Origin of the sequence: Pseudogemmobacter sonorensis, assembly GCF_042762395.1 — a bacterium.
GTDB classification, from domain to species: Bacteria; Pseudomonadota; Alphaproteobacteria; order Rhodobacterales; family Rhodobacteraceae; genus Pseudogemmobacter; species Pseudogemmobacter sonorensis.
Window position 1 is genome coordinate 64,584 of sequence record NZ_JBEFZE010000006.1, and the last position, 12,798, is coordinate 77,381.

At 68.2% G+C, this 12,798-nt stretch carries 16 protein-coding genes and 1 riboswitch; of the genes, 5 read left to right on the top strand and 11 right to left on the bottom strand.

Features of this window, described 5'->3' with window-relative positions; all coding sequences use genetic code 11:
• Positions 1–4 precede the first annotated feature (4 nt).
• Genes ABNX41_RS06675 through ABNX41_RS06715 form a run of 9 tightly spaced genes read right to left on the bottom strand, consistent with a single transcriptional unit; the run spans position 5 to position 4,463 of the window.
• Positions 5–454 (bottom strand): flagellar basal body-associated FliL family protein, encoded by a 450-nt coding sequence (locus ABNX41_RS06675; protein WP_438668946.1) that lies wholly within the window; start codon positions 452–454, stop codon positions 5–7.
• A gap of 8 nt (positions 455–462) precedes the next feature.
• The gene (flgH, locus tag ABNX41_RS06680; protein ID WP_438668947.1) at positions 463–1,188 is read right to left on the bottom strand and encodes a flagellar basal body L-ring protein FlgH; all 726 of its coding nucleotides are present in this window, start codon (positions 1,186–1,188) and stop codon (positions 463–465) included.
• Positions 1,185–1,625 carry a flagellar basal body P-ring formation chaperone FlgA gene (gene flgA, locus ABNX41_RS06685; protein WP_438668948.1) on the bottom strand — a complete coding sequence of 147 codons (441 nt, stop codon included), beginning with the start codon at positions 1,623–1,625 and terminating at the stop codon, positions 1,185–1,187. Before flgA ends, flgH begins: the two co-directional genes overlap by 4 nt.
• On the bottom strand, positions 1,622–2,407 hold the full coding sequence (flgG, locus tag ABNX41_RS06690; protein ID WP_438668949.1) for a flagellar basal-body rod protein FlgG: 786 nt from the start codon (positions 2,405–2,407) through the stop codon (positions 1,622–1,624). The genes flgA and flgG overlap by 4 nt, the downstream gene beginning before the upstream one ends.
• A gap of 3 nt (positions 2,408–2,410) precedes the next feature.
• Positions 2,411–3,118, bottom strand: a complete 708-nt coding sequence (locus ABNX41_RS06695) for a flagellar hook-basal body complex protein (RefSeq protein ID WP_438668950.1) — start codon at positions 3,116–3,118, stop codon at positions 2,411–2,413.
• Between the two features lie 15 nt (positions 3,119–3,133).
• On the bottom strand, positions 3,134–3,397 hold the full coding sequence (locus ABNX41_RS06700; protein ID WP_438668951.1) for a flagellar biosynthetic protein FliQ: 264 nt from the start codon (positions 3,395–3,397) through the stop codon (positions 3,134–3,136).
• Positions 3,397–3,684, bottom strand: coding sequence for a flagellar hook-basal body complex protein FliE (fliE, locus tag ABNX41_RS06705; RefSeq protein WP_438668952.1), 288 nt, complete (start codon positions 3,682–3,684; stop codon positions 3,397–3,399). The genes ABNX41_RS06700 and fliE overlap by 1 nt, the downstream gene beginning before the upstream one ends.
• A gap of 9 nt (positions 3,685–3,693) precedes the next feature.
• Positions 3,694–4,074 (bottom strand): flagellar basal body rod protein FlgC, encoded by a 381-nt coding sequence (gene flgC / locus ABNX41_RS06710; protein ID WP_438668953.1) that lies wholly within the window; start codon positions 4,072–4,074, stop codon positions 3,694–3,696.
• Between the two features lie 11 nt (positions 4,075–4,085).
• The gene (locus ABNX41_RS06715; RefSeq protein ID WP_438668954.1) at positions 4,086–4,463 is read right to left on the bottom strand and encodes a FlgB family protein; all 378 of its coding nucleotides are present in this window, start codon (positions 4,461–4,463) and stop codon (positions 4,086–4,088) included.
• An 84-nt stretch (positions 4,464–4,547) separates the two neighbouring features.
• On the opposite strand from ABNX41_RS06715, the gene ABNX41_RS06720 reads away from it, so the two are divergent.
• Positions 4,548–5,888, top strand: coding sequence for a FliI/YscN family ATPase (locus ABNX41_RS06720; RefSeq protein ID WP_438668955.1), 1,341 nt, complete (start codon positions 4,548–4,550; stop codon positions 5,886–5,888).
• Here ABNX41_RS06720 and aroC read toward each other — a convergent pair.
• Positions 5,855–6,955 (bottom strand): chorismate synthase, encoded by a 1,101-nt coding sequence (aroC, locus tag ABNX41_RS06725; protein ID WP_438668956.1) that lies wholly within the window; start codon positions 6,953–6,955, stop codon positions 5,855–5,857. The two genes, ABNX41_RS06720 and aroC, sit on opposite strands and share 34 nt — an antisense overlap.
• A 387-nt stretch (positions 6,956–7,342) precedes the next feature.
• On the opposite strand from aroC, the gene ABNX41_RS06730 reads away from it, so the two are divergent.
• From ABNX41_RS06730 to ABNX41_RS06745, 4 genes are all read left to right on the top strand, one after another.
• The gene (locus ABNX41_RS06730) at positions 7,343–8,365 is read left to right on the top strand and encodes a TerC family protein (RefSeq protein ID WP_438668957.1); all 1,023 of its coding nucleotides are present in this window, start codon (positions 7,343–7,345) and stop codon (positions 8,363–8,365) included.
• Between the two features lie 181 nt (positions 8,366–8,546).
• Positions 8,547–8,653, top strand: a riboswitch (TPP riboswitch).
• Positions 8,654–8,695: 42 nt separating this feature from the next.
• Positions 8,696–9,670 carry a thiamine ABC transporter substrate-binding protein gene (locus ABNX41_RS06735; RefSeq protein WP_438668958.1) on the top strand — a complete coding sequence of 325 codons (975 nt, stop codon included), beginning with the start codon at positions 8,696–8,698 and terminating at the stop codon, positions 9,668–9,670.
• Positions 9,646–11,172 carry an ABC transporter permease family protein gene (locus ABNX41_RS06740; RefSeq protein ID WP_438668959.1) on the top strand — a complete coding sequence of 509 codons (1,527 nt, stop codon included), beginning with the start codon at positions 9,646–9,648 and terminating at the stop codon, positions 11,170–11,172. The genes ABNX41_RS06735 and ABNX41_RS06740 overlap by 25 nt, the downstream gene beginning before the upstream one ends.
• Positions 11,159–11,911 (top strand): thiamine ABC transporter ATP-binding protein, encoded by a 753-nt coding sequence (locus tag ABNX41_RS06745; protein ID WP_438668960.1) that lies wholly within the window; start codon positions 11,159–11,161, stop codon positions 11,909–11,911. Before ABNX41_RS06740 ends, ABNX41_RS06745 begins: the two co-directional genes overlap by 14 nt.
• A gap of 75 nt (positions 11,912–11,986) precedes the next feature.
• On the opposite strand, the gene ABNX41_RS06750 is transcribed toward ABNX41_RS06745, so the two are convergent.
• A complete protein-coding gene (locus ABNX41_RS06750) occupies positions 11,987–12,781 on the bottom strand; it encodes a cytochrome c1 (protein ID WP_438668961.1) in 795 nt (264 codons plus the stop codon).
• Positions 12,782–12,798 lie beyond the last annotated feature (17 nt).

Genomic DNA, 12,798 nt, shown 5'->3' on the forward strand with positions numbered 1-12,798 from the left:
GGGTTCAGCCATCCTGGCGGTTGATCTCGATGATCAGGACATTGCTGACGATCGGGCCGAGAATGCCCTGGGCGGTCTCGGTCAGCGCCTTGCGCAGGAAGACCAGATTGGCGGCATCGGTGAAGGCGCCGTAGAATCCGCCGGTATTCGCGTGGTCGAACAGCACTTCGAGGAAGGCGTCGCGGATTTTCGGCTCCCGCGCGAAGACGGTTTCGGAATTTCCTGGGGCGATCTCAAGGCTCAGGGTCAGAACGACCATCGAGGCGATCCGACCGCCTTCCAGCACTGGCACTATGAACTGGTTGTTCAGGCGGACATATTCGGGCTGAACCCCGGCGATGGGGGCTGCCGCGATATCCTCCTGACCGTCCGGGGCGGGCCGCAGCGCAAGCCCCGCCCCAAGGCCGATGCCCAGACCGACAAGGCCGAGAAGAAGGGGAAGAAGCATTTTCATCTGCGGGCTCAATAGGGCAGAAGGATATCGGTGATCTGCTGGCCGTATTTGGGCTGTTGCACATCGGAGATCTGGCCCCGCCCGCCATATGAGATTCGCGCGCCGGCGATCTTGTCGTAAGTGACCTCATTCTGGCGCGAGATATCGGCGGGGCGGACATAGCCGGTCACGATCAATTCGCGCAGCTCATTGTTGACGCGGACCTCCTGCTGGCCCTCGATCCGCAGCACGCCGTTGGGCAATTTCTCGACCACGGTGGCGGCGACGCGCAGCATCATCCGCTCGGAGCGGGTGACATTGCCGCTGCCCGAAAAGGTCGAGGCGCCATTGGTCGCCACCGCATCCTCCATGCTGGCCCCTTCCGGCAAACGCTCGTCCAGGCGCTGCGGAATACCGAAGAATTCGGAGATCCCCATGCTTTGCGAGCCGGTTCGCGACCGCCCGGTGGAGTTCGAGATCCGCGCGCTGTCGTCGATCTCGATGACCACGGTCAGGATGTCGCCGCGCCGCGCGGCCCGGCGGTCGCCAAGAAGCGATTCGGTGTGGCCGGTCCAGAGCGAAGAGGCATCGGTCGGGCCCGAAGGATCGGCGATTTCCGGCATCGGGGCGGAATAGATTGCATGATGCTGATAGCTGCCTTCAAGGGCCGAGAAGTCGGGCGCGCGGCCGACCTGCGAAAGGCTTCCGCATCCGGCCAGCACGGTGGCGAGAGTGAAGGGCAGGAGGGGTTTCATGGTCGACGGTCTCCTCCGACAAGAATGCGGCCATCGCTTTGGACGATGCCCGAGACGGTTACTTTCGAGGCGAGGTTCATGACGCGCACCGTCTCGCCCTCTGCCCCGCGGGCGAGGGCCCGGCCCTCGGCCTGGATCGACAGGCCGAGGTTGCGATAGAGCAATATGACGCTGGCATTGCGCTCGACCAGGGCGGGGGCGCCGAGATCGGCCGCGCGCACCGCGCGCCCGGCATAGATCGCGACGCGGGTTTCCTTGCCGATGGCCGCATCAGCCCGGGTCAGCGCATCGGGGATTTCGGCGTCGACCAGCGCGACATCGCCCGGCGCGATCACGGTGCGGGCGGGCAGGCTGCGCAACGCCACGAGGCTTTCGGCGGCCCCTGCCACCGGCGCGAGCATCAGGGTCAGGGTCAGGGTCAGGGTGATCCGCATCATCGCACCTGCGTCGTTGCGGCCAGCATCTGGTCGGCGGCGGTGATCACCTTGGCGTTCAACTCGTATCCGCGCTGCGCCTTGATCAGTTCGGTGACTTCTCGCACCGGATCGACGGAGCTTTCCTCCAGATAGCCCTGGCGCAACGTGCCCAGGCCGTCGATCCCGGGATCTCCGATCATCGGCGGGCCGGAGGCGGCGGTTTCCAGAAACAGGTTGGAGCCGATCGCCTCCAGCCCCTTTTCATTGGTGAAGCCCGCGAGGGTGAACTGGCCCAGAAGCTCGGGCTCGACCCGATCGTCGAAATAGGCGTAGATTTCACCCGCGGCGTTGATGGCGATGGAGCGCGCATCGCCGGGAATGGTGATGCCGGGCTGGACCTGATGGCCGTCCGAGGTCACGATCAGCCCGTCGGCTGAGCGTTTGAGCCCGCCGTCGCGGGTGAAGGCCGACAGCCCCGAGGGCAAGGTGACCTCAAGATAGCCGCCGCCCTCGATCGCGAGATCGAGATCGCCCCCGGTCAGCGCGAGCGAGCCCTGCGCCACGATCACCGAGACCGAGGTGGGCCGCACCCCGAGCCCGATCTGGATCCCGGTCGGCAGCATCGAGCCATCCTCGGCGGTGACGGTGCCCGGGCGGGCATATTGCTGGTAATGCAGATCGGCGAAATCGGCGCGCCGGGCGTTGTAGCCGGTGGTCGACATGTTCGCGAGATTGTTCGAGACCACATCCACCTTCATCTGCTGGGCGGTCATGCCGGTCGCCGCGATGTGAAGCGCTTTCATCTTCTACCTTCCAAGGGTCTGGAGCAGGGTGCGGGCGCGGTTGTCCTCGGCCTCGAGGAATTTCTGGCCCATCTCATAGGCGCGCTGGACCTCGATCATGCGGGCGATCTCGGCCACGGGGTTCACGTTGCTTTCCTCCAGAAAGCCCTGGAGCATGACGGGGGTCTCGACCGGCTCGATCTCGCCGCCGTCGAACATGCTTCCGGCGGTATGGCGCAAAGCCAGCGGATCCAGCGGGCGCCAGAGCCCGATCTGCCCGACCGGCAGGCCGTCGGCCGAGATCGTGCCGTCTTCGGCCACCGCGACCTGGGTGCCGGGGGGCAGGACGATGGGCGCGGCCCCGAGGTCGAGCAGGGGGAAGCCCTCTGCCGTCACCAATTCGCCATCGGCCGAAGGGGTGAAGCTGCCCGCGCGGGTCAGCCGTTCGCCCTCGGGCGTGGCGACAAGGAAGAAGCCCTCGCCCTGGATGCCCAGGTCGAAGGCGCCCCCGGTCTGCGCCAGACCGGCCTGGCGCAGATCGACCATGCGGGCATTGCCATGCGCCATGGACAGCGAGGGCCCCCGCTCCATCCGCGCGACATGTTCGGCGAAGGTCACGCCTTCGCGCCGAAAGCCGGTGGTCGAGAGATTGGCGATGTTGTTGGCGACCACCCCCATCTCGCGCATCAGGCCGGATTGGCGGCCAAGCGTCACATATCCCGCTGCATCCATTGTGTCTTTCCTTTGTCAGCCAGTGATGCCGGGGATCACGACTCCGGTGAAGAAGGCAACCAGCGTGGCGGTCATGAAGGTCATCGACACCCAGAACACCGCCAGCATCGCCGCCATTTTCGGCACGAAGGTCAGCGTCATCTCCTGGATCGAGGTCAGGGCCTGGAACAGTCCGATCACCACCCCGGTCACCAGCGCCACCACCAGAAGCGGAGCCGAGATCACCACGGCGATCCACAGCGCCTGGCGCGTCACGTCATAGATCGCCGCCTCGGTCATCAGACCGGCATCCTGAGGATTTCCTGATAGGCCTCGACCACGCGGTCGCGGACGGTCACCACAGTTTCCACCGCGAGCTGGGACGAGGCCAGAGCCTCGACCAGCGCATGGGGATCCGCGCCGCCCGTCATGGCGGCGCGGGCCGTGGTTTCATGGCGGAGGAGGGTTTCGGCGAAATTCTCCGCCGCCCCCGCCAGGCTGAAGCCCCCCCCGTCGGAGGGGCCGGGCGCTGCGGCTGTTCTGGCCTGCGCGTAATTCCTTGCGGCGATTGAGGTGATCGGGTCCATAGGTTTCTCCTATCGGCGCAGGATGTCGAACAGGCTTTGCGTCATCTGGCGTGCCTGGTCGAACAGTCTCAGATTGGCCTCGTAGCTGCGCTGCGCCTCGCGCGCGTCGGCGATCTCGATGATCAGATCGACATTCGATCCGTCGTAATACCCCGCAGCATCGGCAAGCGGATGGCCGGGGTCGTGGATGCGGGGCAGGTCGGTCCGGTCAAGCCGCACCCGCCCCGGTTCGATCCGCCCGGTCTCGGTCGAGGCCTCGAAGGAGATCACCTTGCGGCGATAGCCGGGCGTATCGGCATTGGCGATGTTTTCGGAAACGTGGCGCAGGCGGCTGGCCTGGGCCTCCATCCCGGCGGCGGCAAGGCCGAGCGCGCTGTCGAGCGTGTTCATCCCCGCCCCCCTCAGTTGCGACCGAGGGCCGAGCGGATCACGCCTGAACTGGCGCGATAGATCGCCAGCGCCATTTCGTGATCCTGCCGGGCGGAGGCGGATTTGACCATTTCCATCTCGAGCGAGACGGTATTGCCGTTCGGGGATTCGGATCCCCTGCCGTCGATCATCTCGGCGGTGCGAGCGATCACGGGGCCGGTATGGCCGGGCCGGGTGGCGCGCATCTCGCCGCTCCCGGCTTGCCAGACCGTGGCGAAATCCGTCAGATCGCGCGCCTTGTAGCCGGGCGTATCGGCATTCGAGACATTGCGGGCGATTACCCCCATCCGCGAACCGGCATGGGCAGCCAAAGCCTGGGCCATTCTGGACAATTCCAGCTTTTCAAACATCGGGGCTTCTCCCTCGACCAACTTCACCAAGGCTTAAGGGTGATTCCTTTAGAAAGGGTAATCGGCGAACCAAGGGGGAACGGGATGCCCGGCGTATTTGAATCACTTCAGGCGGAAATCGCGGCGATCCAGCCGATGCGCGATGTCGGACGGCTGCGCGAACTGTCGCGGGGGCTGCTGCGGGTCTCGGGCCTGTCGCGGGCGGCACTGGGCGACCGGGTGGAGGTGGAGACCGCCTCGGGCCCGCTGGGGGGCGAGGTGATCCGACTGTCGTTACGGGGCGCCCTGGTCCTGCCCGAGGCCGACCCCGAGGGGCTGGCGATCGGCGCGGCGGTGGAATTGCTGGGGCCGGTCGCCATCGCGCCGGATCGGGGCTGGCTGGGGCGGATCGTCGATCCGCTGGGGCGGCCCCTGGACGGGCGGCCCCTGCTGTCGGGCGTCGCGCGGCGCCCGATGCTGGGCCCGCCGCCGCCCGCCGCCGCGCGCCGCGGCTTGGGGGGGCGGCTTTCGACCGGAATCGCGGCCTTCGACACGCTTCTGCCGCTTGCCCGTGGCCAGCGGATCGGGCTTTTCGCCGGATCGGGCGTCGGAAAATCCAGCCTGCTTGCGAAATTCGCCCGGGGCGTCGCGGCGGATGTGGCGGTGATCGCGCTGGTGGGCGAGCGCGGGCGCGAATTGCGCGAATTCACCGAGCGCGTGCTGGGCCCGCAGGGCATGGCGCGTTCGGTCGTGGTGGCGGCGACCTCGGACCAGTCGCCCCTGATGCGGCGGCGCTGCGTGCTGACGGCGATGGCGGTGGCCGAGCATTTCCGCGACCGGGGCGAGCATGTGCTGCTGCTGGTCGATTCCGTCACCCGCTTCGCCGAGGCGCATCGCGAGGTTGCCGTCGCCTCGGGCGAGGCGGCGAGCCTGCGCGGCTATCCGCCCTCGACCGCCCATGCCATCATGGCCCTGGCCGAACGGGCGGGGCCTGGGACCGACGCCAGCGGCGACATCACCGGGGTCTTCTCGGTCCTGGTCGCGGGATCGGACATGGAAGAGCCGGTGGCCGACATCCTGCGCGGCACCATCGACGGCCATGTCGTGCTGGACCGCCGCATCGCCGAACGCGGGCGCTATCCGGCGGTGGATCTGCTGCGCTCGGTCTCGCGCAGCCTGCCGGGCGTCGCCTCCGAGACCGAGAATCGGCTGATCGAGGATGCCCGGCGCACGCTCGGCGCCTGGGACCGGGCCGAGATGATGATCCAGGCCGGGCTTTACGTCTCGGGCAGCGATCCCGGGGTCGACCGGGCGATCCGGCTCTGGCCCGGGCTCGACGCCTTCCTGGCCGAGGATGCTCCCCCCGGCGGCCCGCCCGCGAGCTTCGCGCGGCTGCGCGAGATCCTTGAGGCTCAGCCGATGCGGCCGCGCGCGCCCCCGGTCTGAGCGCGGTCGAGCAGCAGGTGGTCGAGCAGGACGCAGGCCATCATCGCCTCGCCCACCGGCACGGCGCGGATGCCGACGCAGGGGTCGTGGCGGCCCTTGGTCACCACCTCGACCTCGCGCCCGTCCAGATCGACCGAGGCGCGCGGCGTCAGGATCGAGGAGGTGGGCTTGACCGCGAAACGGCAGACCACCGGCTGGCCGGTCGAAATGCCGCCCAGGATCCCTCCGGCGTGATTGGAGAGGAATTCGACGCCCGCCGCGCCCATCCGCATCTGGTCGGCATTCTCGCTGCCGGTCAGGGCGGCGGCGGCCATGCCCTCGCCGATCTCGACCGCCTTCACGGCGTTGATCGACATCATCGCCGCCGCGAGGTCGCCGTCGAGCTTGCCGTAAAGCGGCGCGCCAAGGCCGGGGGGGACGCCGCTTGCCACCACCTCGACCACGGCGCCGACCGAATCATGGGCTTTGCGCAGGTCGTCGAGGTAATCGGCCCAATCCGCCGCCGCGACCGGATCGGGGCACCAGAAGGGATTGCGCTCGATCTCGGCGGCATCGAAGCGGGCGCGGTCGATCGCGCGCGGGCCCATCTGCACCATATAGCCCGAGATGCGCAGATCCGGCGCCAGCCGCGCCAGCGCGGCGCGCGCAACCCCCCCAGCCGCCACCCGCGCCGCCGTCTCGCGCGCGGAGGAGCGCCCCCCGCCGCGATGGTCGCGAATGCCGTATTTAAGGTGATAGGCGATATCGGCATGGCCGGGGCGGAACTGGCGGGCGATCTCGCCATAGTCCTTCGACCTCTGGTCGGTGTTCTCGATCATCAGTTGCAGGGGGGTGCCGGTGGTCCTGCCCTCGAAAAGGCCTGAGAGGATGCGCACCTCGTCGGCCTCGCGCCGCTGGGTGGTGAAGCGCGAGGTGCCGGGCTTGCGGCGGTCGAGCCAGGGCTGCAGATCGCCTTCCGAAAGCGGCACGCCCGGCGGCACCCCGTCCACCGTGCAGCCAAGCGCGGGCCCGTGGCTTTCGCCCCAGGTCGTGACGCGGAAGATATGGCCGAAGCTGTTCAGGCTCATCTCGGATCTCCTCGCGCGCGGGGGCGCGGTGTTGGGGCGCGGTGTTCGTGGGGCGCGGGCCCTGGCGGGCGGCGCCCGGATCGGTGCCGGGCCGCGCGCACCGGCGCGCCTTGCGCGGGCGAGCATTAGCCGCCACTGCCCCGGGGCTTCAACCGAAATCCGCAAGAATCCCCTCCACCCCCTAGGCAAAAGCGGGGGATGGGTCTATCTAGGGCGCGCGGGCCGGGCCCCTCTGGCGGCAGGCTTATGCCCTTTCGGGCGATGGCTGACGTGATGTCGGACCGCATCGGGAAAACGCGCCCGATGGTATGCCCGGATAGTCGAGCCCCCCACGGGACCCCCTGACGGACAGACCCTTCGGCGCCTCATACAAGGGCAAGCGGGGTCATGGACCTTCTTTTCATCGCATTCCTGGGAAAGCCGCTGTGGCTGTGGCTGACCTTCCTTTCCGTCGTGCTGTTCCTTCTGGTTCTGGACCTTGGCGTCCTGAACAAGGGCGATCATGAGATCGGCGTGGCGAAAAGCCTGAAGCTGTCGGCCTTCTACATCACGCTGGGGGTGCTTTACGCAGGCTTCATCTGGTGGCAGATCGGCGCCGACGAGGCCAAGCTCTATCTGACCGCCTTCGTGGTCGAGAAATCTCTGGCGATGGACAATGTCTTCGTCATCGCGATGATCTTCGGCTTTTTCGCCATCCCGCGCAAATACCAGCACCGGGCCCTGTTCTGGGGGATTCTGGGCGTGATCTTGCTGCGCGGCCTGATGATCGGCTTCGGCGCGGCGCTGGTGAACAGCTATCATTGGGTGCTTTATATCTTTGCGGCCTTCCTGATCTTCACCGGGATCAAGATGCTGTTCAGCAAGAGCGACGACGAGCCAGACATCGCCAACAACCCGCTGCTGAAGTTCCTGCGCAAGCGCCTGCGGGTGACCGACGATCTGCGCGGCCATAACTTCGTCGTGCGCGAGCCCGATCCCAGGACCGGAAAGCTGAAGCTGTTCGCCACGCCTCTTTTGCTGGCGCTGATCATGGTCGAGATCGCCGACGTGATCTTCGCGGTGGATTCGGTGCCCGCGGTCTTCGCGTTGACCTCGGATCCCTATATCGTCTTCACCTCGAACATCTTCGCGATCCTGGGCCTGCGCGCGCTTTATTTCGCGCTGGCGGCGATCCTGCACCGTTTCACCTATCTGAAATATGCGCTGGCGGTGCTGCTGATCTTCATCGGCTCGAAGGTGTTCATCGTCGATCTGATGGGGTGGGAGAAGTTCCCGGCCAGCGTCTCGCTTGGGCTGACCTTCGTGATCCTCACCGTCGGGGTGATGGTCTCGCTGTGGAAGACGCGCGGCCAGCCCGCGCATGGGACCCTGCCGGGCGAGCCGGGGGACGAGCATCCCGCGCGGCATTGACGCGGGAACGAGGGCAAGGGGAGAGGGGCGCGGGAAACCGCGCCCCTTCGCGTTCCGGGCCCCCCTGGGCGCGCGCGGGGGCCTTCGGCCCGGGGCCCGGCGCGGCGGGCGCCCCTGCCCGCGGCGTATCGGCCACGGGGTTGCGCCCCCTTGCGTCCGCGCGGCCCTCTGCCCTATGGTCGGCACCACCTCGGGGTGCCCTGTCTTCGGATGGGGCTGAGATGCGAAAGCGGACCCGTCGAACCTGAACCGGCTGATACCGGCGGAGGGAAGGTGCATCGGAAAACGCGTCCCGAGCCCGGCCGTCCGTCGCAACGAAAGGATGCTTCCATGCGGCTTTCCCTTGCGGCGCTTCTGTCCTGCCTTGCCCTTCCGGCGGCGGCGGAACTGCCTGTGCTGACCGTCATGACCTATGACAGTTTCAATTCGGAATGGGGCCCGGGCCCCTTCGTCGAGGTCGCTTTCGAGGATCTCTGCGGCTGCGACCTGCGCTTCGTCTCGGGCGGGGATGGCGCGGCGCTTCTGGCGCGGCTTCAGCTTGAAGGCGCGTCGAGCGATGTGGACGTGGTGCTTGGCCTCGACACGAACCTGACCGCCCAGGCGGCGGCCAGCGGGCTTTTCGCGCCGCATGGCCAGCCTGCGGCGGCGGCGCTGCCAATCACATTCGACGACCCTCTGTTCCTGCCCTATGACTGGGGCTGGTTCGCCTTCAACCACGACCGTGGGCTTCTTCCCGAGCCGCCGCGCTCGTTCGAGGCGCTGGCGGCGTCGGATCTGAAGATCGTGATTCAGGATCCGCGCTCTTCCACGCCCGGGCTGGGCCTGCTGATGTGGGTGAAGGCGGCCTACGGCGACCGCGCGCCCGAGATCTGGGCGGCGCTGTCCGACAATATCCTGACGGTCACGCCGGGCTGGTCGGAATCCTACGGCCTCTTCCTTGAGGGCGAGGCGGATATGGTGCTGTCCTACACCACCTCGCCCGCCTATCACCGCATCGCCGAAGCGGACGACAGCAAGGACTGGGCCCCCTTCGATGAAGGGCATTACCTTCAGGTCGAGGTGAGCGGCATCCTTGCCGGGTCGGACCAGACCGATCTGGCCCGCGCCTTCCTGGCCTTCACGCAGGACCACGCCTTCCAGTCGGTCCTGCCAGAGACCAACTGGATGTATCCCGCCTCGCCGGTCGAACTGTCAGAGGGGTTCGAGACCGCGCGGCCCGAAATCTCGCTCTTGCTTTCCGCCGACGAGGCGGCCGCGATCCGCGCCGGGGCATTGGCCGAATGGCAAGCCGCGCTGGCGCGGTAGCGGCGGTCGCGCTGCTGCTGGTCATCGCGCCGATCGGCGCGGTGGCCTATCGGGCCGGGGGGATCTGGCTTTCCGCCCCGGATCTGGCGGCGCTGCGCTTCACGCTTCTCCAGGCTTCGCTTTCGGCGGCGATCTCGGTCGTGCTGGCGGTGCCGGTGGCCCGCGCGCTGGCGCGGCGGCGCTTCTTCGGGCGCGGGCTTCTGATCACGCTGATGGGGGCGCCCTTCCTTTTGCCGGTGATCGTGGCGGTCATGGGGCTTCTGGCGGTCTTCGGGCGTTCAGGCCTGTTCAACGACATGCTGGCGGGTCTGGGGATCGGGCGGGTCTCGATCTACGGGCTGGGGGGCGTGCTGCTGGCGCATGTCTTCCTGAACCTGCCGCTTGCGGTGCGGATGGTGCTGCAGGGCTGGCAGTCGATCCCGGCCGAGCGGTTCCGGCTGGCCGAGAGCCTGTCCTTCACGCCCGCCGACATCGCCAGGCATCTGGAGCGTCCGATGCTGGCCGGGGTCCTGCCCGGGGCGCTGGCCACGATATTCGCGATCTGCCTGACCTCTTTCGCGGTGGCTTTGACCCTTGGCGGGGGGCCGGGGGCGACGACGCTGGAACTGGCGATCTATCAGGCGCTGAGGTTCGAATTCGACCTGGGCCATGCGGCGGGGCTGGCGCTGGTGCAGACCGGATTGGGCGGGGTCTCGGCCCTGCTGGCCTGGCGCCTGGCGCGGGCGACCGGCTTCGGTGCCGGGATGGACCGGGTGCTGGCGCTGCGCCCGCCTGGCGGCTGGCGGCGCGCGGCGGATGCGATGGTGCTTGTGCTGGCGGCGGCTTTCCTGTTGCTCCCCCTGCTGGCGCTGGCCTTTCGGGGGTTGCCGGGGCTTTGGGACCTGACGCCCTCGGTCTGGGTGGCGGCGGGGCGTTCGGTCGCGGTCGCGCTGGTTTCGACCGGGGTGACCATCAGCGCGGCCTTGGTGCTGGCGCTGGCCGTGGCGCGCGGAGAGGGGCGGCGCTGGCTGGAGCTGGCGGCGGTGCTGCCGCTGGCGGCCTCGGGCCTGGTGCTGGGGACGGGGCTTTTCCTGCTGGTCCTGCCGGTGATCGCGCCGCATCGGGTTGCGCTGCCGGTGACGGTCGTGGTGAATGCGCTGATGGCCCTGCCCTTCGCCTTTCGTCTGATCCTGCCCGAGGCCCGCGCGCTTGAGGCGGGCTATGGCCGCCTTTCGGCCTCGCTGGGGCTGCGCGGGCCCGCGCGGCTGCGCTATCTGGTGCTGCCCCGGCTCGCGCGGCCCCTGGGCTTTTCCGCCGGGCTGGCGGCGGCGCTGTCGATGGGGGATCTGGGGGTGATCGCGCTTTTCGCCGACCGGGGCGGGGCGACGCTGCCCCTGATGGTGCAGCATCTGACCGCCGCCTATCGCACCGATGCCGCCGCAGGCGCGGCCCTGCTGCTGGTGGGGCTGAGCCTTGGGATTTTCTGGGCCTTCGACGCGGGAGGGCGGCGTGCTGCGGCTTGAGGGGCTGGTGTTGGAACAGGGTGATTTCCGCCTGTGCGCCGATTGGCAGATCGGCCCAGGTGCGCGGGTGGCGCTGATCGGCCCCTCGGGCGCGGGAAAATCGACGCTGCTTGCCGCGATCGCCGGGTTTCTGGCGCCGCGCGCGGGCCGTATCCTGTGGCAGGGGCAAGACCTGGGTCCGTTGCCGCCGGGGGCGCGGCCGCTGTCGATCCTGTTCCAGGACCAGAACCTCTTTCCGCATCTGACGCTTGCGCAGAACCTCGGCCTTGGCCTGCGCGCCGATCTGAAGCTTTCGCCCGATCAGCGCGTGGAGGTCGACGCGGCGCTGGAACGGGTCGGCCTTGGCGGCTTCGGTCCGCGCAAGCCCCCGGCGCTGTCGGGCGGTCAGGCGGGGCGGGCGGCGCTGGCGCGGGTGCTTTTGCGCGCCCGCCCGCTGCTTTTGCTGGACGAGCCTTTTGCCGCGCTCGGCCCGGCCCTGAAGGACGAGATGCTGGCGCTTCTGGCCGAGGTGGCCAGTGCGACCGGGGCGGCGGTGCTGATGGTCACCCATGCGCCCGAGGATGCGCTTCGCTTCGCCGATTCCGTCTCGCTGGTCGCGGGGGGCGAGGCCGCGGCCCCGGTGCCGGTGGAACGGATCTTCGCCGATCCGCCCGAGGCGTTGCGCGACTATATGGGCCGGGCGCCCGGCACCGCGACGGGCGCCGTGACGGGCAAGGGGGGGCGGATCGGGGGGGCCTGAACGGAAAACCCCCCGCCCTTTTCCAAAGGCGAGGGGCTTGTCGCATCAAGGCGGAAACCCGCGTCGGGGCTTGTGTCAGGCGTTGAACTCTTTGCCCTTCACCCCGGCCCACAATTTCTTGTTGGTCAGATAGAGCAGCGAGCTCAGCAGTACGAGGAAGGCCACCGCGACGAAACCGGCCTGTTTGCGGGCCATCATCTTCGGCTCGGCCGTCCACATCAGGAAGGCGGCGACGTCCATCGCCATGGCGTCGACCGTGGTGGGGCTGCCATCGGCGAACGAGACCTGATCGTCGAAGAGCGGGGTGCCCATCGAGATCCAGCCGCCCGGGAAGGCGTGGTTCTCGTAGAAGATCGAGCCAGCCTCTTCCTTGTCCTCGCCGGTATAGCCGGTCAGGATGGCGTGGATGTATTCCGGCCCGCCTATGCCACGGAAAAGCTGGTTGATCCCGGTGCCGTAGGGCCCCGAGAAACCGGCGCGCGCCTTGGCCATCAGGGAAAGGTCCGGCCCCATGCCGTCGCCCGAACGCGCGGGGAAGTGGTCGGTCCATTCGCGCGGCCGCGATTCGCCCCCGGGCAGTTCGACATCGTCGAGACCGGCGGCATAGGCGCGGACCTGATCAGCGGGAATGCCCGGGCCGTCGGCATCCGCAAGGGTGCGGATCGGCACGAATTTCAGCCCGTGGCAGGCCGAGCAGACCTCGGTATAGACCTGAAGGCCGCGCTGAAGCTGCAACTGGTCGTATTTGCCGAACGGACCCTCGAAGGAGAAGGTCACGTCCTCGATCTCGACAGCTTCGCCAGCGGCCATGGCAACCCCGCCCGAAAGGGCGATCGCCGAGGTGGCTGCGAGGATGATCTTGCGGAACATTTGCGTCAGATCCTTTC